20 protein-coding genes, 1 tRNA gene and 1 pseudogene are annotated in these 22,285 nt (G+C 44.2%); 13 read left to right on the top strand and 9 right to left on the bottom strand.

The annotated features are described in order from the left end of the window. Positions 1–69 precede the first annotated feature (69 nt). From QUA10_RS09345 to QUA10_RS09320, 6 genes are all read left to right on the top strand, one after another. Positions 70–792 (top strand): Uma2 family endonuclease, encoded by a 723-nt coding sequence (locus QUA10_RS09345; protein WP_333082588.1) that lies wholly within the window; start codon positions 70–72, stop codon positions 790–792. 323 nt (positions 793–1,115) lie between these two features. Continuing rightward, entirely contained in the window at positions 1,116–2,318 is a 1,203-nt protein-coding gene (locus QUA10_RS09340) for a tetratricopeptide repeat protein (RefSeq protein ID WP_333082587.1), read from the top strand. 79 nt (positions 2,319–2,397) lie between these two features. Next, the gene (locus tag QUA10_RS09335) at positions 2,398–3,921 is read left to right on the top strand and encodes a carboxypeptidase M32 (RefSeq protein WP_333082586.1); all 1,524 of its coding nucleotides are present in this window, start codon (positions 2,398–2,400) and stop codon (positions 3,919–3,921) included. 133 nt (positions 3,922–4,054) lie between these two features. After that, positions 4,055–6,475, top strand: coding sequence for a sucrose synthase (locus QUA10_RS09330; RefSeq protein WP_333082585.1), 2,421 nt, complete (start codon positions 4,055–4,057; stop codon positions 6,473–6,475). Between the two features lie 613 nt (positions 6,476–7,088). After that, complete coding sequence (locus QUA10_RS09325) at positions 7,089–7,799, top strand: peptidoglycan-binding protein (protein ID WP_333082584.1); 711 nt, start codon at positions 7,089–7,091, stop codon at positions 7,797–7,799. A 223-nt stretch (positions 7,800–8,022) separates the two neighbouring features. Beyond that, positions 8,023–8,104 (top strand) — tRNA-Leu (locus tag QUA10_RS09320). Between the two features lie 251 nt (positions 8,105–8,355). Here the strand turns inward: QUA10_RS09320 and QUA10_RS29090 are convergent. Both QUA10_RS29090 and QUA10_RS09315 read right to left on the bottom strand, forming a co-directional pair. After that, the gene (locus QUA10_RS29090) at positions 8,356–8,550 is read right to left on the bottom strand and encodes a transposase (protein WP_445243572.1); all 195 of its coding nucleotides are present in this window, start codon (positions 8,548–8,550) and stop codon (positions 8,356–8,358) included. 162 nt (positions 8,551–8,712) lie between these two features. Beyond that, on the bottom strand, positions 8,713–9,039 hold the full coding sequence (locus QUA10_RS09315) for a hypothetical protein (protein ID WP_333086228.1): 327 nt from the start codon (positions 9,037–9,039) through the stop codon (positions 8,713–8,715). Positions 9,040–9,337: 298 nt separating this feature from the next. Between QUA10_RS09315 and QUA10_RS09310 the strand changes: the two are divergent. Then, positions 9,338–10,352, top strand: a pseudogene (locus tag QUA10_RS09310) (transposase); the annotation flags it as partial. Further along, positions 10,349–10,639 carry a transposase gene (locus QUA10_RS09305; protein ID WP_333082581.1) on the top strand — a complete coding sequence of 97 codons (291 nt, stop codon included), beginning with the start codon at positions 10,349–10,351 and terminating at the stop codon, positions 10,637–10,639. The pseudogene QUA10_RS09310 and the gene QUA10_RS09305, both read left to right, overlap by 4 nt. On the opposite strand, the gene QUA10_RS09300 is transcribed toward QUA10_RS09305, so the two are convergent. After that, positions 10,605–10,790, bottom strand: a complete 186-nt coding sequence (locus QUA10_RS09300; RefSeq protein ID WP_333082615.1) for a mechanosensitive ion channel domain-containing protein — start codon at positions 10,788–10,790, stop codon at positions 10,605–10,607. The two genes, QUA10_RS09305 and QUA10_RS09300, sit on opposite strands and share 35 nt — an antisense overlap. A 360-nt stretch (positions 10,791–11,150) precedes the next feature. Here QUA10_RS09300 and ahcY point away from each other — a divergent pair, with 360 nt between their 5' ends. The 3 genes from ahcY (at position 11,151) to QUA10_RS09285 (ending at position 14,800) form a co-directional block, all read left to right on the top strand. Next, entirely contained in the window at positions 11,151–12,428 is a 1,278-nt protein-coding gene (gene ahcY / locus QUA10_RS09295) for an adenosylhomocysteinase (protein ID WP_333082580.1), read from the top strand. A 168-nt stretch (positions 12,429–12,596) separates the two neighbouring features. Continuing rightward, positions 12,597–13,199, top strand: a complete 603-nt coding sequence (locus QUA10_RS09290) for a DedA family protein (RefSeq protein WP_333082578.1) — start codon at positions 12,597–12,599, stop codon at positions 13,197–13,199. Between the two features lie 176 nt (positions 13,200–13,375). Further along, the gene (locus QUA10_RS09285; RefSeq protein WP_333082577.1) at positions 13,376–14,800 is read left to right on the top strand and encodes an NADP-dependent isocitrate dehydrogenase; all 1,425 of its coding nucleotides are present in this window, start codon (positions 13,376–13,378) and stop codon (positions 14,798–14,800) included. Positions 14,801–14,968: 168 nt separating this feature from the next. Here the strand turns inward: QUA10_RS09285 and QUA10_RS09280 are convergent, their stop codons facing one another. Beyond that, on the bottom strand, positions 14,969–15,577 hold the full coding sequence (locus tag QUA10_RS09280; RefSeq protein WP_333082576.1) for a glutathione S-transferase N-terminal domain-containing protein: 609 nt from the start codon (positions 15,575–15,577) through the stop codon (positions 14,969–14,971). A 69-nt stretch (positions 15,578–15,646) separates the two neighbouring features. Here QUA10_RS09280 and QUA10_RS09275 point away from each other — a divergent pair, with 69 nt between their 5' ends. Continuing rightward, on the top strand, positions 15,647–16,039 hold the full coding sequence (locus tag QUA10_RS09275; protein WP_333082575.1) for a DUF2358 domain-containing protein: 393 nt from the start codon (positions 15,647–15,649) through the stop codon (positions 16,037–16,039). A 70-nt stretch (positions 16,040–16,109) separates the two neighbouring features. Here the strand turns inward: QUA10_RS09275 and QUA10_RS09270 are convergent, their stop codons facing one another. Further along, positions 16,110–16,268, bottom strand: coding sequence for a hypothetical protein (locus QUA10_RS09270; protein ID WP_333086227.1), 159 nt, complete (start codon positions 16,266–16,268; stop codon positions 16,110–16,112). Between the two features lie 66 nt (positions 16,269–16,334). Here QUA10_RS09270 and QUA10_RS09265 point away from each other — a divergent pair, with 66 nt between their 5' ends. Then, on the top strand, positions 16,335–17,507 hold the full coding sequence (locus tag QUA10_RS09265; RefSeq protein ID WP_333082574.1) for a TRC40/GET3/ArsA family transport-energizing ATPase: 1,173 nt from the start codon (positions 16,335–16,337) through the stop codon (positions 17,505–17,507). A 406-nt stretch (positions 17,508–17,913) separates the two neighbouring features. Here QUA10_RS09265 and QUA10_RS09260 read toward each other — a convergent pair whose 3' ends face one another. The 4 genes from QUA10_RS09260 to QUA10_RS09245 all read right to left on the bottom strand — a co-directional run bounded on the left by QUA10_RS09260 (position 17,914) and on the right by QUA10_RS09245 (position 22,224). Continuing rightward, entirely contained in the window at positions 17,914–18,459 is a 546-nt protein-coding gene (locus QUA10_RS09260; RefSeq protein WP_333082573.1) for a hypothetical protein, read from the bottom strand. 329 nt (positions 18,460–18,788) lie between these two features. Beyond that, positions 18,789–19,019, bottom strand: a complete 231-nt coding sequence (locus tag QUA10_RS09255; RefSeq protein ID WP_333082572.1) for a hypothetical protein — start codon at positions 19,017–19,019, stop codon at positions 18,789–18,791. Positions 19,020–19,319: 300 nt separating this feature from the next. Continuing rightward, the gene (locus QUA10_RS09250) at positions 19,320–19,823 is read right to left on the bottom strand and encodes a GNAT family N-acetyltransferase (RefSeq protein WP_333086226.1); all 504 of its coding nucleotides are present in this window, start codon (positions 19,821–19,823) and stop codon (positions 19,320–19,322) included. Between the two features lie 91 nt (positions 19,824–19,914). Next, a complete protein-coding gene (locus QUA10_RS09245; protein WP_333082570.1) occupies positions 19,915–22,224 on the bottom strand; it encodes a DNA phosphorothioation-associated putative methyltransferase in 2,310 nt (769 codons plus the stop codon). Between the last annotated feature and the right edge of the window lie 61 nt (positions 22,225–22,285).

The raw sequence follows: 22,285 nt of genomic DNA, 5'->3' as shown, positions 1-22,285 counted from the left end.
GGTTTCAACCGCCGGGTTATCTGAATAAATAGTACAATTAAACCTAGATACTTCTCGGAGACAAACACTATGCAAGTCACAACCGAAGAAATCATTTATCCTTCCAGCGACGGTCAACCAATGGCAGAAAGCACAATTCAATATGAATTAATTGTCAAAATCAAAGAAGGTTGCGAATCGCTGTTTAAAGATGACCCAAACGTTTTTGTAGCCGCCGATTTACTGTGGTATCCCGTTGAGGGGAGACCTGAGATTTCTCAAGCACCTGATACGATGGTGATATTTGGGAGGCCAAAGGGCGATCGCCTTTCCTACATACAATATCGAGAGGATAATATTGGCCCTCAAGTCGTCTTTGAGATTCGCTCCCATAACGACAGCAACACTAAAATGAATAAAAAACTTTCATTTTACCAGCGTCATGGAGTTGAGGAGTATTACCTTTACGATCCACAAAGAAATGAGTTGGAAGGTTGGCAAAGAATTGAGGGAGATTTAGAAGTTATTGAGCCGATGGAGGGATGGATTAGTCCGAGATTAGGTGTACGATTTGAGTTGGGAGAAGATGGGTTAGAAATTTATAGACCTAATGGAGAAAAGTTTCTTTCCTATGCGGAATTAGAAGAAGAGAGGTTATTAGATCGTCAGCGGCTACAACAAGCAGACCAAAGAGCCGAACAAGCAGACCAAAGAGCCGAACAAGCAGACCAAAGAGCCGAACAAGCAGACCAAAGAACTCAACGTTTAGCTGCTAAACTCCGCGAATTGAACATCGATCCAGATAGCATTTAACCCCGAATAAATGCTCATAACCCCGGTTTGTTTGAAAAATCGGGTTTATGGCGATCGCGGTTATTTGTGCTTTTAACGTAATCCTGTCAGCCCGATCGCCCTTTCCTCTTTTCTACGCAGTCTTCTCAAAAAATTAGTATTAATCTATACTTCCCAATCCCAGCTCTAGCATGAGAATGAAAAAAAATTGAAAAAATTCCCAAATTCTTGTAAAATAGCCATAAATAACCAAATAGTCGCGATCCAAAGCACTCAAAGGCGAAAAAGATCGCATATAAAAAAGAAAAGAATCAATTAGACAGAAAATAAAGAGGTGAAACCCCTTGCAACAATTAGCCAGCATAGAAAAGCCGATCGACTCAGGGGAAAAATCCATAGCAGTCAACACCCAAAAGGCTCAAACATTTTACGATCGCGGCAACGCCCTAGAAGCAATGGGACGATTCCAAGCAGCGATCGAATCTTGGGAAGAAGCGATCGAACTTGAACCAAAATTTTATGAAGCCTGGTACAACCAAGGCGTAGCCCTCAAAAAAATGGGCCAGCTAGAAGAAGCGATCGCCGCCTACAACAAATCCCTACAAATCAAACCAAACAATCCCGAAGCGTGGTATAACCGCGCCAACGTTTTGCGGAAGCTCAATAGACTCTCAGAAGCGATCACATCATACGAAAAGGCGATCGAACTCAACCCCAGCTACCCCGAAGCTTGGACGAACCGCGGCAACACCCTCGTCAGCTTAGAGAAATTATCAGAAGCGATCGCATCTTACGAGAAAGCTATAGCAATCAAACCAGACTACTGCGAAGCTTGGTACAACAAAGCATTTGCCCTGAGAAAATCCGACGAAAATACAGCCGCGATCGCCTCCTACGACAAAGCGATCGAACTCAAACCAAATTTGCATCAAGCTTGGTACAACCGAGGCTTAGCCCTAGCCGATGAAAAACTCTACCCGGAAGCCGTCGCCTCCTACGACAAAACTCTGCAACTGCGGCCGAATTCCGCCGAAGCCTGGAACAAACGCGGCAAGGCGATCGCACAAATGGGACAATTTGAATCAGCGATCGCATCCTGGGACAAAGCCCTCGCACTCAACCCAAACGACAGCGAAACCTTTTATAACCGTGGCTTAGCCTTCGCAAACTTACAACGCTTGGAAGAAGCAATAGCCTCTTGGGACAAAACCCTAGAGTTGCAGCCAGACAACACCGAAGCCTGGTACAACCGCGCCGTAGCCCTCAAAAAAATTCAACGATTTACCGAAGCGATCGCCTCCTACGATAAAATCATCGCACTCACACCCGACGATCCCAACCTGTACTATCAAAAAGCTTGCGTGTACGCCCTGGAAAAACAAACAGGCGAACTCACAAACAGCCCCGAACTTGTAGCTACAAGCATCCGGCTGGCGATCGAAAACTTGTCCAAGGCGATCGAACTCAATCCGCATAAATACCGGAAATTGTGCAAAAATGACTCTAAATTGCGTACAATACGGGAAGAAGTGCGGTTTTTAGCTTGATTTCAGGGTAGCAATGATTGATGGAGACGGATGCCGCACTGCAACCTTTGTAGGCAAAACAGCACCATAAACCCCAATCATGCAAACCCTAGACAAAACTCAAGCAAAATTCGCTCAACTGGCAGCCCACCTCAGAGAAGTTAACGACATCGAATCAGCCTCGTCGCTGCTGCATTGGGATCAATCAACTTATATGCCCGCCAAAGGTGCAAATGCCAGAGGCCGCCAGTTGGCTACTCTCAAACAAATATCCCACGAAAAATTTACCGACCCCAAAATAGGTGAACTCCTAGAAGACTTGCGTTTCTACGAACAAACCCTCCCCTACGACTCCACCGCAGCCAGCCTGATCCGCATAGCCCGCAGAGACTACGATCGCGCCTCCAGGGTCCCCGCAACCTTCATGTCCGCACTCTGTCGCCACCAAGCCGACAGCTACGAAGCTTGGGCCGCAGCCAGGGCAGCCAATAATTTCGCAGCAGTCGAGCCGTATCTAGAAAAAACCCTAGAATTAAGCAGGCAATACGCCGACTTTTTCCCCGGCTACGAACACATTGCCGATCCTTTGATCGATCGTAGCGACTACGGCATGAAAGTATCTCTGCTGCGCCCGCTTTTCGCCAAACTGCGTGAAGAATTAGTGCCGATAGTCGAAGCCATCACCTCCCAACCTCCCGCCGACGACTCCTGCTTGCACCAAGACTTCCCAGAATCCCAGCAACTAGAATTCACCCGTAAAGTCGTAGAACGCATGGGGTACGACTTCCAACGGGGACGGCAAGACACCACCCTGCACCCGTTCATGACCAACTTCTCCATAGACGACGTACGAATTACCACCCGCGTCTATGAAGACCACTTGGATCAAGCACTCTTCAGCAGCATCCACGAAGCCGGGCATGCCCTCTACGAACTCGGAAATTCCCCGGAATTTGAAGGCACGCTTCTGGCAGGCGGCATTTCCTCCGGCGTCCACGAAAGTCAATCGCGACTTTGGGAAAATTTGGTCGGCCGCAGCCGCGGTTTTTGGGAATGTTTCTATCCGCAACTCCAAGGCGTATTTTTGCGACAGTTGGGACACGTATCCACTGACGCATTTTACCGGGCAATTAACAAAGTCTCACGATCGCTCATCCGCACCGACGCCGACGAAGTAACCTACAACCTCCACGTAGCTATCCGCTTTGACCTAGAATTGGCAATGGTAGAGGGAAAACTAGCAGTGCGAGACCTCCCCGAAGCCTGGAACGAACGTTATAAAACCGACCTCGGCGTTGTCCCAGCCACCGATAGCGAAGGCGCGATGCAAGATGTTCACTGGTATGTTGGTACGATCGGCGGAATGTTCCAAGGTTACACCCTCGGCAACTTGATGAGCGCTCAATTCTACGAAACAGCAGTAAAAATCAATCCTGAAATTCCCGTAGAAATAGAACAGGGCAATTTTAGTGTACTTCACGACTGGCTAAAACAAAATATCTACCAGCACGGCCGCAAATACACTGCTGTCGAATTGATCGATCGCGTTACAGGTTCACCTTTAACTATCGATCCCTTTATCCGCTACATTCGCCACAAATACGGGGAATTTTATGTCATTTGAGGGATAGCAACTTCACTTTGCAGATTTTAAAATGGCATTAAAAAAAGTAGCCCCCTAAAAATAAAGGGCGATACTCACAAAGTATCGCCCAGTTTTACAACGAAAATCAAAAATCCTAAATAAGGGAGTGTGTATGTCGGAACTCTTTCAGGCTGTTATCGCCAGCGACGAAAAAACCGACTTGCGTCAGTTTGTGAGCGATTTGCGCGCTGTGAGAAACAAATATTTACTGCGAAACGACATAGTTAACGCTTTTGCCACCTACTGCACCAAATACGAAAAGCCTGAAGAGTTCCATCAATCTTCTCATTTAAGCAAATTAATTTACTACGTTCAGGAAATTATCTTCGAAGATGGCAGCCTTTGCGTCCTGATGCGACCAAAAATTGCTACAATGGAAATAGTGCGAGTTACAGACGACTTGACTGTTGAGCAGATGACAGTGCAAGACTTGCTCGATGTGGACGATCGCTTCGTCAACCACTTTCACCCCCAAGAAGGCGACATTCTCGAACTAGATTTCGGGCCTTTTTACGATTATTCCCCCACAATTCGCGACCCCAAAAACATCGGCAAAGGAGTGCAATTCCTCAACCGATACCTGTCCAGCAAACTCTTTCAAGACGCCAGACAGTGGCAGGAAACTCTATTTAATTTCTTGCAGATTCACCGCTACAACGGCGTACAATTACTAATTAACGAGCGCATAAAATCCCAAGAACAACTTTCAGAACAAGTCAAAAAAGCCCTCACCTTTGTTAGCGAACTTTCTGGAGAAGAATCCTACGAGAGATTTCGACGGGTTTTGCAAATGACGGGTTTCGAGGTAGGTTGGGGAAATACCGCCGCCCGCGTGCATGAAACCCTAGGACTTCTTGACGAATTAATTGATGCCCCCGATCCCCAAGCCCTAGAAGCATTTATTTCTCGCATCCCGATGATTTTCAACATCGTCCTAGTTTCTCCTCACGGCTGGTTCGGCCAAGAAGGAGTTTTGGGGCGACCGGATACGGGAGGTCAGGTAGTTTATGTCCTCGATCAAGCCAAGAGTTTAGAGAAACAACTGCAAGAAGACATTCATCTTGCCGGTCTCGATAGTTTAGGAGTCAAACCTAAAGTAATTATTCTCACCCGGTTAATTCCTAACAGCGACGGCACGCGCTGCAACAAACGTTTGGAAAAAGTTCACGGCACAGAAAATGCTTGGATTTTACGGGTTCCCTTCCGGGAGTTCAATCCCAAACTGACTCAAAATTGGATTTCGAGGTTCGAGATTTGGCCTTATTTGGAAACTTACGCGATCGATGCAGAAAAAGAACTGTGGGCTGAGTTTCATGGTAAGCCAGATTTAATTGTCGGCAACTATTCAGACGGCAACTTGGTAGCGTTTTTGCTATCTCGAAAACTCAAAGTTACTCAGTGCAATATTGCCCATGCGCTGGAGAAATCTAAATATTTGCTCAGCAATTTTTACTGGCAAGAATTAGAGGAAAAATACCATTTTTCGCTGCAATTTACGGCCGATATAATTGCTATGAATGCAGCTAATTGTATTGTCAGTAGCACCTATCAAGAGATTGTGGGCAAACCGGATAGTGTCGGTCAGTACGAATCTTACAAGTGTTTTACCATGCCGGATTTGTACCACGTTGTGAACGGGATTGAACTGTTCAGCCCTAAATTCAACGTCGTGCCGCCGGGAGTTAACGAAAGTGTGTACTTTCCCTACACGCGGATAGAAGACCGGGTGCAAGGTGATCGCGATCGGCTCAACGAATTACTATTTACTCTAGAAGACCCGGAACAAGTCTTTGGAAAACTCGACGATCCGCACAAGCGCCCTTTATTTTCGATAGCCCGGCTCGATCGCATTAAAAACATGACAGGCTTAGCACAATTGTTCGGAACAAGCCAGGAATTGCAAGAAAAATGCAACTTAATTCTAGTAGCTGGCAAGCTGCGCGTCGAAGAAACCGACGATTACGAAGAAGCAGAAGAAATTAAAAAGCTCTACGCAATTATCGACCAATACAACCTTCACGGTAAAATTCGCTGGTTGGGAGTGAGGCTTTCCAAAAGCCTGTCCGGCGAAATCTACCGGGTAATTGCCGACACCCAAGGTATATTTGTTCAGCCAGCCTTATTTGAAGCTTTCGGCTTGACAATTCTCGAAGCAATGATTACCGGTATTCCTACTTTCGGGACACAGTTTGGTGGCCCGCTGGAAATTATTCAAGATGGCGTAAATGGGTTTTATATCAACCCGACTAACCACCAGGAGACTGCCCAAAAAATTCTAGATTTTTTATCGAAATGCGAACACAATCCCAACTATTGGTATGAAATTTCAACGCGAGGCATTGAGCGAGTTTATAGCACGTATACCTGGAAAATTCATACTACCAAGCTGCTGACGCTGGCGCGGAGTTACGGTTTCTGGAACTACTCGTCCAAGGAAAACCGCGAAGATATGCTCCGCTACATAGAATCGCTGTTTTATCTCATTTACAAACCAAGAGCAAAGGCTTTATTGGCAGAACACGCAAATCGATAAAGTCGCGAGTTTTGCTTTTTATATCCAATCGGTTGGTATCGCAATTATTCATCTCTCTCTTCCCTTTCTCTGTATCCTCTGCGTCAAGAGGGGTTTAATAATTCCCATACAACCGAAATTGATATTACGGGGAGATTGAAGGAAAAAACTTCGCTTTTCATAGATCAACTTTGTAGAAAATTCGCCTGTAAAGATTTGTGAAGGACGGCAGGTTTTGTACCATAAGACTGAGGCTAAAAGACGTGGTTTATAAGAAAATATAAGCTTTGGTAACGAAACATCTCGGAATCAAGCGGGTTTATTAGGAATAGTGCGAACCGGCCCCTACTTATAACAGGTAAGTTGTGAGTGCTAGTGTCCCGAGTGCTGAAATTCTAGAGACCGGGGCAGATATAGCAACCGCGCCAGACGCTTAGAACTTTCTTAATGGCTCAAACCAATGCGGTCTATTACCCCTTGCCTCGGACTTCTTCTTACCCGATAGCGAAGTAGAAGGGCATTCTTCCTTCTTGCTTTTGCTATATGTCTCAGAAAGCTGTCCGGGTAATACAATTAGATTTAGAAACTTGAAAACAGGGAAACCTTGTCAAACCTTACTAACAGGATGAAATTTATGCGTGTGACTACTGTTACGATTTTCAGCTTGATCGCTCTGCTCGCTCCCGGCTTAACCCGAAAGGCAATGGCTGCTTTTGACTCCGAGCCCTTGGTGCAGGAACAGTACCGCAGAGACTTTACGGCTCCCGCCGATCCGGGTGCGTCAGCATCGCCCGATGGAAAGTCCGAAGCAGATATGTTTAACAAGCCTTTTTACGCGGGCGAGCAGGCGCCAGTCAGAAAGGAAAAAACTATCTCGGCCGGAGCTGACGGGCCAGAAGTTGCCGCCATACAGCAACGGTTGCAGGTGCACAGTTTCAAGGTGGGGACGATCGACGGTTCCTATGGCTCTCGCACTACATCGGCGGTTCGTGCCTTTCAGCAGTCTAAGGGTTTGAACTCAGACGGCATTGTGGACAAAGAAACTTGGACAGCTTTAGCAGCAGATCCGGCGCCTGCTCCTGAAACTGTGCAGAACAATGCTCCAATTCTGAGCAATGCTGCTGTTGCCGGCAATCCTCCAGCTCTTCTAAATAAAGGTGCTGTCGGTTCCAAGGTGAAGACGCTACAGGTGCGTTTGGAAATGCAGGGTTACGATCCGGGCCCGATCGACGGCATTTTTGGCGCTCGCACTGCTACGGCTGTCAAGAACTTTCAGAAATTTAAGGGTTTGACGGTTGACGGCATGGTTGACGAAACAACCTGGAAGGCGCTGGGTCAAAAGTAAGCGAGGAGTAAAACATACGGAAAATTGCTGTGGCGATAACTCATGATTGAACCCGGTGTGCCAAAATGACCGGGTTTCTCGATGTTGGGCGATCGAGCAATTTGGTCATCCGCCTGCGGATTTATCAGTGGGTCGCTGTGTTTTATCTAAAATCTAAAATCTAAAATCTAAAATCGATTGACTGATCGCTCTGTTGTGTGTTATAGTATTAAAATGTCAAAATGCGGATATGGCGGAATTGGCAGACGCGCCAGATTTAGGTTCTGGTTCCGAGAGGAGTGAAGGTTCAAGTCCTTTTATCCGCATAACAGATTGTATTCCCAAACGAAAAACCCCCACCCTTGGTTTAGCAGAGTTTTTGCTGCTTTGTGAACGGCATCTCGGAATTGAAGGTTGTGTTACAAGCTGCCATTTTTTCAAAGGGCTTTGAAGGCTATGTCCTTGATTCTATCGGGGTTTTGACTCTTGTTGTCACCCCGTCAGGGCTTTTGCTAACTCTTTATAATTAGGTCTCTTGATAGAACGGAGAATATTTTTAAGTTTTGACCATAAATTTTCACGCTTGTGAGCAATCGGGCGAATAGGGCGACAGGTATATTAATTTTGCCCCTTTCTCTTTAATGGCTTTTTCTACTTCTTCTCCGGTATGAATAGTACAATTATCCAGCACTACACAAGCACCTTTCCATAACTTTGGCACTAATTTTCGGATAATAAAAGCCTCAAATGTAATTCCATCAGTTGTACCTATTAAATTAACTCATGTTAGGACTTCTTTGACCGATATAGCTCCAATTATTGAGACATTTCTTCCGCGTTTATTCGGTTTTGATCACGAGAGCTCTTGAACCTTTTAGAGATCGAGCATATAACCTAACCATTGCCCAGTTTACTCCACATTCCTCAATGAATATTAACTCGTTGAAACAAACTTCTCTAATTTTTTGCCAGAACTCGTATCGCAGGTTCTGAACCCTGTCAGTGCCTTTGTCTGACGGGAAAAGAGTTTTTTTTCTTTCGTCATGTTTAAGAGTTTTGCCATTCTTCCCATCGTTGCTACGCTGATGGTAAAACCAATTTTTTGATACAGTAAATAACGGAGTTCTTCGAGAGTTGCATCATTGTTTGCTTCAATCAATTCCGCTAAAATTAGCAGTTGTTCTGCATTCAGTTTTAATTTGACTCCACATCGCTCAGCGCGAGGAGCAATGTTTTGGGTGTCAGGATACTGTTTAACCAATTTTTGGACAAAACTCTGAGGCTCCACAAAAACGCTTAGCTATTGCTCTTTGTGACAGCGGTTCATTATGCTACACATCCATAATTTTTTGTCTAAAATCAAGAGAATAACTTTTCATTTTTACTAATGCGTGATCCTTGCTAAAATTTGAGATAGTTGTCATTCTAGTGACTGCGGGTCGAGGGATTACTGCTCGAAGAGCGCCCCATTTAATGAGATATGTATAACATTTTGAAGTTCTATATTTTTCACTCCGTTTAAGTCAGTTATCTTATACCTCATCTTTCTAAGAAATGCTATAAATGCTCCCTCGGCCCCAGCCGACATTAGCTATCCTACCGACTTAGGACTATTAAACGGAGCCAGATTTCATACCGAAAAAATTATAGGTATCCTGTATAAATAACTCAAATATCAAACCAATAAAAAACCCAGAGCCTACCGTAATATTGCCAGAACAAACTACTTAATTTTAGCTAACAAAAGACGATCTACCCGCAATAAAAGAAGACAGAGCCTTAAGCAGCAACTCCAATACATCAAAATAAATCTCGCTCATATTGAACAGCTAATCGAGTCAGGTGCGACCCTAGAAAGTTTGAATAAAAAACAATGTAAAACCTTCCTCGTCCTCACGGAAGGCTATCGTAAACAGCAATGGTTATTTGACAACAATAAACAGAGTATTGAAGATAAAATAGTAAGTTTAAGTCAGCCCCACATTCGCCCAATAGTCAGAGGAAAAGCCGGAAAAAGCGTAGAGATGCGAGCCAAACTATCAGTCAGTTGCTTTGAAGGGTATGTATTCTTAGACAGGATGAGCTGGGATAACTTTAACGAATCTGGGGACTTAAAAGCATAAGTAGAAGCATATCATAGGATCACAGGATATTATCCAGAGTCAGTTCATGCAGATCGAATTTATCGAAATCGAGAAAACCGAGCTTGGTGTAAAGAAAGAGGAATTAGAATCAGTGGGCATCCTTTAGGAAGACCTCCAGCAAATGTGAGTAAAGAAAAAAAAGAGGCAAGCGTTCGAGGATGAGAGAATTCGCAACGCGATTGAGGGAAAATTCGGACAATGTAAACGACGATTCGGTCTGAATCGAGTGATGGCTAAACTTGATAATAAATCTGGTAGCGTTATTGCAATTACTTTTTTGGTAATGAATCTTTCTACCTGGTGGCGCCGGGTTTTTTGTGTTTTTTCATGTCTGTTTGGAAAAAGAACACCTGTTTTGGAATTGATGATAATCTTCCCTTCTAAGAGGAGTAGATTAATACATAAAAGACTTATATTAAATCGACCTTGAATATATCGCTCCTGTTATTGGGAAAGCGATGGATTATTAAGCAAGCCCTAATTAGTCACTACAAAATTGACATAATTCCAAATCATGCACAAATATTTTTTAGAGAATCTGCATCAACAATTGAAAATTATTTTGAGGGTATTTGCAACTATTTTCTTGATCGCACCACAACAAGTGGAGTCATGGAAGGAATCAACAATCCGATTAAGTTGATAATGCAGCAATGGTATGGTTTGTCTAATTTTAATAATTTTAGGAATCGCGTATTAGCTTGCTTTTTTGATTAGATAAACTTGTAACCATAAGTTCAGGAGAGCCAGTTGAACGCCGCAAAATCTTTTCAAGAGTACCTTCAAAGCCTTCTACAATTATCCGATCGCCCAATTCAAACGGTTCGGGCCACAGCAATAATATTTCCGCTAAAAAGTATTTGAAGATGTCTTGGAAGGCGAAACTAATCCCTACTGAACCAAGTCATAACAAACCAATGATATCTGCCGGACGCCAAGCCGGGAAGGCAATCACGCAGGCGCTCAAACTGCCAGCAGCCCAAGTGAGAGTGTCAAATAATTCCAGAACGCCACGCTAACACAAAAGATTGAGCTCGATCGCCCGACAAGAATGTTTGACTCTCACTGTGCGGGTGACTCCATCGACTAGCTCGCTAATCATTAAAACACAATCAAAATTTAAGATTAGCAGCGCCGACCCCGATCGAGTAAAATCACAGCACTTGCCCACCGATGGGTTAATCTGCTAAAACTAACAAAGTTTGATGATTTCTGAGAAATAACATACATGGTTGCTACATCCGTCAAGATTAAACACGAAGTCAAAGACTTGTCCCTCGCCCCCTTGGGAAAGCAACGCATCGAGTGGGCCGGCCGGGAAATGCCCGTTTTACGGCAAATTCAAGAACGCTTCGCTAAAGAAAAGCCTTTCGCTGGCATTCGCTTGGCTGCTTGCTGCCACGTAACCACAGAAACCGCTCATTTGGCAATCGCCATCAAACTCGGCGGTGGCGACGCCGTACTGATCGCCAGCAACCCCTTGAGCACTCAAGATGACGTAGCAGCTTGCTTAGTTCAAGACTACGGCATTTCCGTCTTCGCCCTCAAAGGAGAAGATGCGGCTACCTACGAACGTCACGTCTACACAGCCCTAGACCACCGCCCCAATATTATCATCGACGACGGCAGCGACGTGGTAGCGGCACTGATCCAACACCGCCCGAACCAAATTTCCGACTTGATCGGAACTACTGAAGAAACTACCACCGGCATCGTGCGCCTGCGGGCCATGTTGAAAGACGGCGTGCTGACTTTCCCCGCAATGAACGTCAACGACGCCGACACCAAGCACTTCTTCGACAACCGCTACGGTACCGGTCAATCTACCCTAGACGGCATTATCCGCGCTACCAATATTTTGTTAGCAGGTAAAAATATTGTGGTTGCAGGTTACGGTTGGTGCGGCAAAGGCACGGCACTGCGCGCCCGTGGTATGGGTGCTAACGTAATTGTCACCGAAATCGATCCGATTCGGGCGATCGAAGCAGTGATGGACGGTTTCCGCGTCATGCCGATGGACGAAGCAGCAACAGTCGGAGATATATTCATTACCGTTACCGGCAACAAACACGTCATTCGTGCCGAACATTTCGAGACAATGAAAGACGGCGCAATTGTTTGCAATTCCGGTCACTTCGACATTGAAATTGACCTCAAATCCCTCGGTGCAAAAAGCACCGACGTGAAAACAGTCCGGTCTTTCACTCAAGAATATCACCTCAATAATGGCAAGTCGGTTATTGTGTTGGGCGAAGGTCGTTTGATCAACTTGGCAGCAGCCGAAGGACACCCCAGTGCCGTGATGGATATGAGCTTTGCTAACCAAGCTTTAGCCTGCGAATATCTAGTTACGAACAAAGGCAAACTAGAGCCTGGTATTCACTCAATCCCTGTGGAAGTTGACAAAGAAATTGCCCGTCTCAAATTGGAAGCAATGGGTATTCACATTGATACTTTGACTGCCGAACAAATTGAGTACACAAACTCTTGGACTTCGGGCACTTAATCATAGTATTCTCGTTTCCGGGCTCGGCCTGGGAATGGATACAAGGAGGCTCTGCCTCCCTCAAGGGGAGTCGAGGCAGAGCCTCTAGATATGTGTTCCCAGGCACAGCCAGGGAACGAACAATGACTAATGACTACTGACTTCTTCTTACCAAATTAGTGAATCAAAATGGTTGAATGGATAACTAACACAATGCAGTCGATGGGCTATCTCGGAATAGGGCTGTTGATGTTTTTAGAAAATCTTTTCCCCCCCATACCCTCAGAATTGATTATGCCGCTGGCAGGATTCACGGTATTCCAGAACAGAATGGAGTTTTCACCGGCGATCGCAGCAGGAGTAATTGGTACAGTTCTAGGAGCACTTCCTTGGTACTATGCTGGTAAATTATTGAGCGAAGAACGCTTGAGGAATTTAGCCGACAAATACGGTAAGTGGATCACAGTATCGGGCGCCGATATTGACAAAGCAAATAGATGGTTTAACAGACACGGCAACAAAGCCGTGTTTTTATGTCGCCTCGTACCCGGAGTTCGCACCCTAATTTCCCTACCCGCTGGCATCAATAATATGCCTTTAATTCCTTTTTTAATCTACTCAACAGGCGGCACTCTTTTATGGGTAAGTTTTCTGACTTTTGCCGGATATAAACTAGGGGAAAATTATACACTTGTAGAGGATTATCTCGGCCCGGTTTCCAAAATAGTTGTGGTGATTATAGTCATCTGGTGTATTTTATGGATAGTGAAGAAGAATATGCAAAAAGAATAAAATCCTAGATAAATGCAGACATCCCCAAAAACATCTGCGTTTATCTGCGTCTATCTGCTATTATCTGCGGTGAAAAATCAAGTTATCAAAAATTTATACAAATATTTAGGATTGATTGAGGTTTAGGCAGACAATCGTGGCAAAATAGGGAACATTCCTATCCGCGCTGTTAAGATATGTACGAAAAAATTGTAGCCCCAACAACAGGTTCTAAAATTACTTTCAAAGACGGTTCGCCGATCGTCCCCAATGACCCGATTATTCCCTTCATTCGCGGCGACGGTACCGGCGTTGACTTGTGGCCTGCATCCCAGAAAGTCATGGATGCTGCGGTAGAAAAGGCTTACGGTGGCGATCGAAAAATCAACTGGTTTAAAATCTATGTAGGCGACGAAGCCTGCGATGTCTACGGTACTTACCAATATCTGCCCCAGGATTCCTTAGACGCCATCAAAGAATACGGAGTCGCCATCAAAGGGCCACTGACAACCCCAATCGGGGGCGGCATTCGATCGCTAAACGTAGCTTTGCGGCAAATCTTTGACCTTTACGCCTGCGTGCGGCCCTGCAAATATTATGCTGGAACACCATCGCTACACAAAACTCCTGAACTCCTAGACGTAATTATTTACCGGGAAAATACAGAAGATATTTACCTCGGAATTGAATGGGCTAAAGGCAGCGAAATCGGCAAAAAATTGATTGACTTCCTCAATAATGAGTTAATTCCAGCAACACCAGAACATGGCAAAAAACAAATTCGCCTCGATTCTGGCATCGGAATTAAACCCATTAGCAAAACAGGTTCTCAGCGTTTAGTACGGCGTGCCATTACCCACGCTTTGCGGTTGCCGAAAGATAAGCAGCAAGTGACTTTGGTGCACAAAGGCAACATCATGAAATATACTGAAGGAGCTTTCCGAGATTGGGGCTATGAATTAGCAACCACCGAATTTCGCCAACAGTGCGTAACTGAAAGAGAGTCTTGGATTCTCGGCAACAAAGAAAAAAATCCCGACATTAGCTTAGAAGATAATGCTCGTCAAATAGATCCGGGATACGATGCTTTGACGCCAGAAAAACAAGCCAAAATTCGTCAAGAAGTAGCCGACGTTCTGTTTGCAATTTGGGAGACTCACGGCAGCGGTCAGTGGAAAGAAAAAATTATGGTCAACGACCGAATTGCTGACAGTATTTTCCAACAAATTCAAACCCGACCGGCCGAGTATTCGATTTTGGCGACAATGAATCTAAACGGGGATTATTTGTCCGATGCGGCCGCCGCCATTGTGGGTGGATTGGGTATGGGCCCTGGTGCGAATATTGGTGATGAATGTGCAGTTTTTGAGGCCACTCACGGCACTGCACCGAAACACGCTGGTTTGGATAAAGTCAATCCCGGTTCCCTGATTTTGTCCGGGGTGATGATGTTAGAATACATGGGATGGCAGGAAGCAGCAGACTTGATTAAGAAGGGTTTGGGAGCGGCAATTTCTAATGGTGAAGTTACTTACGATTTGGCAAGGTTGATGGAGCCGCCGGTGCCTGAGTTGAAGTGTTCGGAGTTTGCTGAGGCGATTATTAAGCATTTCGCTGATTGAGTTTGAGGGCTTTTTTTGAACGGGCTAGAAGCCCGTTCCACAACCAGTAAACTTTGGGCTTCTAGCCCGCCCGCTGTTTATTAAGAACGGGCTTCTAGCCGGTTCCACAAAAGTCAATTTGCTTGTGGGGTGTCCCGCCCTGCCAAAAATATAATTTAGATGCCCGGTTTATAATGTTGGAACAGCCATTCCGCGCTCAACTGCGGGACGCTTCTGCAAGGTTTCTACCCAACGTTTGAGGTGGGGGTGGTTGTCGAGGGTTAATCCTTGAAATTCGTAAATAGCAACCCAGGGATAGGTAGCAATGTCGGCAATAGAATAGTCGCCACAGATATATTCATATTTTGCTAGTTGAGTGTCTAATACTCCGTAGAGGCGCAAGGTTTCTTTTTCGTAGCGCCCAATCGCATAGGGAATTTGTTCGGGTGCAAAGCGTTTGAAGTGGTTTAGCTGACCAAACATCGGGCCGACGCTGGCCATTTGAAACATCAGCCACTGCATAACTTGAAAGTATTTTTGTTTGTCTGTGGGCATAAATTTACCGCTTTTTTCAGCAAGATAGATTAGAATAGCGCCCGACTCGAAGACGGTGATGCCGTTATCTCGATCGACTATCGCCGGAATTTTGCTGTTGGGGTTGATTGCGATGAACTCTGGGCTAAATTGGTCGTTTTTTGTGATGTCGATGACGTGCACGTTGTAGGGTAAACCTATTTCTTCGAGCATGATCGAGACTTTGCGGCCGTTTGGTGTGGTAAAAGTGTACAGGTCGATCATAAGTTGTTCGCCTTTTCTCAAGCAGGTATAAACTATATTATAATAATTTAAGGCAAATAGCTAATCATAATGGACATTATTGAAATTCTCAAAGACGATTATCAAAGATTTCCTGACAATCAGACTTACGGCATTTATGCAAAAGATGTTTATTTTGAAGATCCAGTGAATCGATTTACAGGAATCGATCGCTACCGCAAAATGATCGGGTTTATGGGGAGTTTTTTTCAGGAGATAAATCTCGATTTGCACGGCATTTCGCGATCGGGAGATACTATCGAAACTCGCTGGACTCTGAGCTGGATCGCACCGCTACCTTGGAAACCGAAAATGGCGATCGCCGGAAGGAGCGAACTTAAAGTCAACAGTGATGATTTAATTGTTTCTCACATCGATTACTGGGACTGTTCGCGGTTGGATGTGCTCAAACAGCTTGTATTTCCTCTGAAAACTAATGTTTGAGAATTGATCTTAGATTTTTTAGCAATAAAAAATAGTATTTCAAGAGAGAGATCTTTTTTAACCGCAGACGTTAGCAGATAAACACAGATGAACGCTGATGGATTTTTATTTGTTGCAATTGATATCTGAGATAAGTAATTTTAACGGATATTGACATAGCGGCAATTTCGTGTATCACGGGAAATGTTGTATGTTCGGCGGCGCGATCGCCCAAATTAATTCCCCACAAAATTAATTTCCGTTACATAACGTTACAATATAGGAGTAAACTACTTTCAGGCGAGCTAAACAATCAATGCGCTTAATATTAATGACTGGAAAAGGCGGCGTCGGCAAAACCTCCGTAGCCGCTGCGACTGGGCTGCGCTGTGCCGAATTGGGATACAAAACGCTAGTGCTGAGTACAGATCCCGCTCACTCCTTAGCCGACAGCTTTGACATGGAACTCGGGCACGATTCGCGGCTGGTGAAACCGAATTTGTGGGGAGCAGAATTAGATGCTCTCAGGGAATTAGAAGGCAATTGGGGAGCCGTTAAGCGCTACATTACTCAAGTCTTGCGAGCGCAGGGACTCGAAGGGGTGCAAGCTGAAGAATTAGCCATCTTGCCAGGAATGGATGAAATCTTCGGTTTAGTGCGAATGAAGCGGCATTACGACGAAGGCGAATTTGATGTTTTAATTATCGATTCTGCTCCGACTGGCACTGCATTGAGACTGCTAAGTTTGCCGGAAGTTGGCGGCTGGTACATGAGAAAATTTTACAAGCCGTTGCAAGGCATATCAGCCGCCCTTCGGCCTTTAGTTGAACCTATTTTTAGACCAATTGCGGGTTTTTCTTTGCCAGACAAAGAGGTGATGGATGCACCTTACGAATTTTACGAACAAATTGAGGCTTTGGAAAAGATTTTAACCGACAATACTGTAACTTCGGTAAGGTTAGTTACCAATCCCGAAAAAATGGTAATTAAAGAGTCTCTGCGGGCTCATGCCTATTTGAGTTTGTACAATGTAGCCACAGATTTAGTAGTAGCTAACCGGATTATTCCCGCAGAAGTAACTGACCCATTTTTTAAACGGTGGAAAGAAAGCCAGGAGCAGTACCGTCAGGAAATTCACTCGGATTTCATGCCGCTGCCAGTTAAAGAAGTACCGCTTTATTCCGAAGAAATGTGCGGTTTACCAGCTTTGGAACGCTTGAAAGAAACGCTTTACAAAGACGAAGATCCTAGTCAAATATATTACAAAGAAAATACGATTAGGATTGTTCAGGAAAACAATCAGTATAGTCTTGAACTGTATTTGCCTGGAATTGCTAAAGATCAAATTCAGTTGAGCAAAACGGGAGATGAGTTGAATGTTCGGATTGGGAATCACCGGCGCAATATGGTGTTGCCGCAAGCTTTAGCGGCGCTACAACCTTCGGGGGCGAAGATGGAGGATGATTATTTGAAGATTAAGTTTGCTTAAGAAGACTTACGCAGGCACACTATATGTAGCGTGCCTGAGTAAGTTCTGTATTTTTAGCTTAACTGAAGTTATATCTCTTTTGTCGGCTCCAATGACGTGTTATACTCCGATCGCTTAACAATTATTTATCCTCGTGCGATCGGCTATCCACTTTCGGGACTTACAAATAAGCCGATTATTTTTCCTTGCCAAATCTTGGCTGAAAATAGATAACTTTAACGGACTTTTGCTGTTGGTATAACGATCAAGTTGAGCGGCTTCAGATCATTTAAGACTCAGTATTCAGAGGCTTTCAGAAATCCCCTCCAACGCAGGGTTAGCCAGCTCGATCAACCAGAAGCTAGAAACTATGAACTAAAAGTCTTTCATCCGTTCACCTCGATGTAATATATGGACATTTACCTAATTAGCTCTTTTCTCTATCTGCACTTCCTTGAACGCTGATACCTTTAAGTATCAAGTTTTCCATCATAGCTTCTCCTACTTTTGAAATTTCCTGGTCTTTTCTCTGCAAAAGCTCATAAAGTGCTTTCCTTTTTTGAGCTTCATCTAGCTCAAATTCAATATTACCCAAATTAACTATTATGTCTGTTTTCCAATCACTTAAAATAATCAGTACATCAGCAGCAGAGATACATCTCTCATAAGGTTTTAAGATAGATGCGACAATTGTAAGAATAGTCAAAAATAGTCCGATAACACCTAAAATCGCCTTGGACTTTATGAAGTCAGTACTGACAATATATGTAAGAAATGCAGAATAGGTAGGAATTAAGAAAGAAAACAAATAATTTGCATTCCTAAAAAATTTGTGGTTTTTCTTTGCGATTTCCTGATGATAATTATACCGTCCAAAAATTTCTATCAGGAGTTGGCTTAGATATTTATCAGAGATGTTTGCGGTGGTATCCAATATAAATTCTCTTAAGTTTTTGTCTGAATTTTTAGTCATGTAAATAGATTCGCTATGCTTGCCTAAACTCTAACTGCTTTTCTGTGCGATCACCACTCAACTTTCGGTAAGTAGTGGGACACAATTAATTACCTAAAATACCTCCTAAAAACCTTGCCTCTTCAAAAGGCTTGAGGTAATTAATTTTGTCCGGTTACTTACTTACCCACAGATCAACTTTTAACTGTGTTCAAACCGAATATTTAGCAGTTTAACTATGTATTAGACGGAAAAATTATGTCTAATATCACTATAGGGCATTTAGGCTGATTGTCAAGTTTCTGCCTAAACGCCATAGTTTTTGTGTGCATTTGCATAAATCCTAAGTGCTACAGACATTTGCTGTTGGGCACTTTCTCCTTGTGCCTGAAAGCAAGAAAATGTTCAGGATCGACTTCAAATGCCATAGTAATAGCCGACTTAGGCATTCGTAATTGCGCTTTAGCAAAAAACTCCTCCGACAGTGGTGGAATATCGGATATATCGATATCTTCGTCGCTCATTGCGTCGATTCTAGCCCAGTCGGTTCTGGAGGTATTGTTCATAGCATCTTCGTTCATGAGACAGTGAATTTCGTAATGAGATGCCGTGTTATGTTAGCTCTATGTAAGCACTTCACTTTTCAATACGCTCAAGTTCCGCTCCCTCTTCTTTCTCCTCCTCTGCGCTCTATGCACCCTCTGCGGCTCGTTCAATCTTTCCTGAACTCAGCTTAATTTTTAGCGACTCTGACCACAACTTCCTAATCAATTACGTCAAGGATCATCTAATATTTTCCAATCACAGCTCAAAAAAAACTTATAGATTTGTACGATCGCTCACGCACTGCTGCTACAGCGATACGAGAGCAATTCATGGAGTCAATCTACTCGGTTCAGGCGATAAACAAAGCAATCATCGTCACCGAACTTTCGGGACTCGATAAATTGAAAGCCAAGACGTTCATAAAAGTGGTGGGCGCGAGTATTATTGGCAAGCGGATCGACGAGGACAGCCTTCACCGCCGGATCTGCAAAACATCTGACAATTGCAAGCTGCATCATTTGTGTTCCATAGCCTTTACCTAAATCAGCCTCTTCCCCAATCCAAATGTCAATAGCACGAAGATCCGCCGCAACATCACCCCAATAGTTGGTCTCCTCGCGTACCGGATCGATGATTTGGATAAATCCGATGGGACGACCATCAATTTCAGCAATTAATTGCTCCCTCCAATCGGGCGCACGCTCAAGTTCTATTTCCCAAGCCCAGTCATCGTTAGGATCTGACGAAATTACGTGAGGTTGCTCATCCCAGTGTCGTAACAGATCCAAATCAGCGGAGGTCGCCGAGCGTAGATTAATCATAACTTCTTTGAATGTCAAACTTGTGATAGCTGAGATCCGATTTTTCCCAGGTAATTGTAGATCGATCGCCCTCACTTACCTTAACTAAAATCATACTCTGCTTCCATAACTATTCCTCTCCCTCTTCTTTCCCATCCTCTGTGCTCTCTGTGTCCTCTGCGGTTTGTTCAATCTTTCCTGGATTCAACTCAATCTTTTTCTGCTGACGTTCCGACGCAGCTTTTTGCAGCATTTTCAACTTTTCTGGGTCAGCATTCGATCGCCAAAACAACTTATGATCCTTAATTTTAACGCAATTTTCCTCCAAACACTTCACCCATTCCCGATGTTTTTTAACTGCGCCACGATCGAGAATCCCTAACTTTTCTTCTTGGCGGCTGAGTTTCACAAACTTCTCGTAATGCGGATAACTAGCAGTAACAAAAGCTTCTTTTCTAACTAAAATTGGCGGATTATACACATCAGAAAAGTCTTGATAGCTGACCGAAAGGTCGCGCAAATCTATGTGCATAGAAGTGTGCAAAGCTGGATGCGGGTTACTGTCAAAATCGGGATAAAATAAATAGGAAATCTGAGGCTTGCGAGCGTAAAATTTGATAATTGTCGCCCCGTCAAGCCTGCCAATTGTGCGGTTGGCGCAGCCTTCGTAGAGCCGCAGCAAAGGGTCAAGTTCTTCTAATGCAGAGACGTGAACTGAAAGGGAACCGGGCTGTTTGTAGCCGATCGCACTATCTTCGCAACAGTCAGCCACAATATCAGGTTTTCCCAAACTATATAGCATTAAATCCGCCAAAGTGCAAGCTTTTTGATAATTGTCAAACAAACCTTTGATGTCGTTGCGGATTTGAGCCGGGAGTCGGCGCATTGAAGGCCGCTCTCCCAAACCGTTGAGAGCGAGATATACTAGCAAATCCTGGCGGCGCTTGTCGGCGATTCTCTCCCAATCATCCGCATCCGTTGCTTGCAAAATCACCCTCCAAGCGCGATTAAAACTGTGAAATTCCCCCTTAATCGCCGATTCTTCCGCTAGTTCGCCTTTAACAGGAAGTCGGCCCCGATCGCTCACAAAAGCCATCAAAGGAGCCAGCATTTCCGCATAATCCTCAAACCGCTTAACTTGCGATCGCACCCTGGGAGTCGATAAGTGCGATCGAAAACGAGAAGCGCGAAAACCTTCACCCTCCGCAGCATCCCGAAACACAAAATAAATCCCCAAAGCCACAGGAATCGCATCAACATTCAAAACTTGGTCAATATAAACCTTCAACTCTTCTTGTTCGTAATACTTCTGAAAAGTATTCCGAGAAGTAATCACCCCATCCCCATAAGCAATTTGACCTCGATCGCTATCATCAATCAAAACCTGAGCCGCCACAACTAATAAATTCTTAGTTAACTCCCAAGCATTCAGCAACGCTTCTCGGCGTTCCGCCAAAGATTCAATGACATTAATCACATAACCAATATTCACAATATCAGCACAAATTCGCGGAGTATCCGGCTGATAGTATGGGTCCCAACCAGAAATAGCATAACCCTCTTGTGCAATATATTTAACATCCCCCCCGTAACCGCAACCGTAATCAAAAAAAGTCGCCCCGTCCCTCGCTAAATCAGCTTCTAAAACCAGACGCAGAGGTTTAGAAAGCGAGTTGCGTACCATTGCAGCTTTGTGTCGCTCGATCTTAGGAATTGATAGCTCACTATTCTCCTGTTTCAAACGCTCGACAACAGTATGATCTTGGATTTCTACACCGCAATATCCCAAATATTTGAGCCAACCCTCGCGAGTGCCGATCACGCTAGTGTTGTCAAGCAGCCCCCACTTTTCCTCGGTGCGAGTCAGCCTTGCAAACTTTTCGTAATTGGGATAATCGGCAGCTACAAAAGTTTCCTTACGGTGCAAAACAGGAGGATTTTCGCTGTTGCTGTAATCGAAATATTTAACTTCCCCTGTTGCTAGATTAATTTGGATGCTGGTTTGCAAAGCAGGATGAGCATCTGTATCGAAATCCGGATAAAAAAGATAAGATATTTTAGGTTGATGGAGCAGAAATTTCACTAAAGTTGCTTCATCAATATTTTCGAGAGTGTGTCTGGCACAATTTTCGTAGATACCGAGGACAGGGTGGAGTGTCTGCAAAGCCGAAACGTGAACGTAAAAAGCCGTCGGTAATTTTTTTCCCACCTTGCTTTCTCGACAGCAGCGAGCCACTTTTGCTAGGAGATTGTCAACACATAAATTATTGTTTTCATCTTGCGGGTACGGCACAAAATTTACAGAATCTTGCTCAGATATAGCCTTGTTTTCATACAATAAAACTTCCCGAGCAAAAACCCTCAAAGGCGTTAGCATTTTTTCATCATTTTTTAATGAATTGCTATCTAAAATAGTGTTTGTATTGGTATCGTAATTCATAGCTAAATTAATTATTATTTTTAATTAACCGCAGAGAACGCAAAGAACACGGAGTAACGAA

It is taken from the genome of Microcoleus sp. Pol8_D6 (assembly GCF_036700965.1).
GTDB lineage: Bacteria > Cyanobacteriota > Cyanobacteriia > Cyanobacteriales > Microcoleaceae > Microcoleus.
Note: the sequence above shows the minus strand (reverse complement) of the source record. Positions and strands in the feature narration are given on the sequence as shown.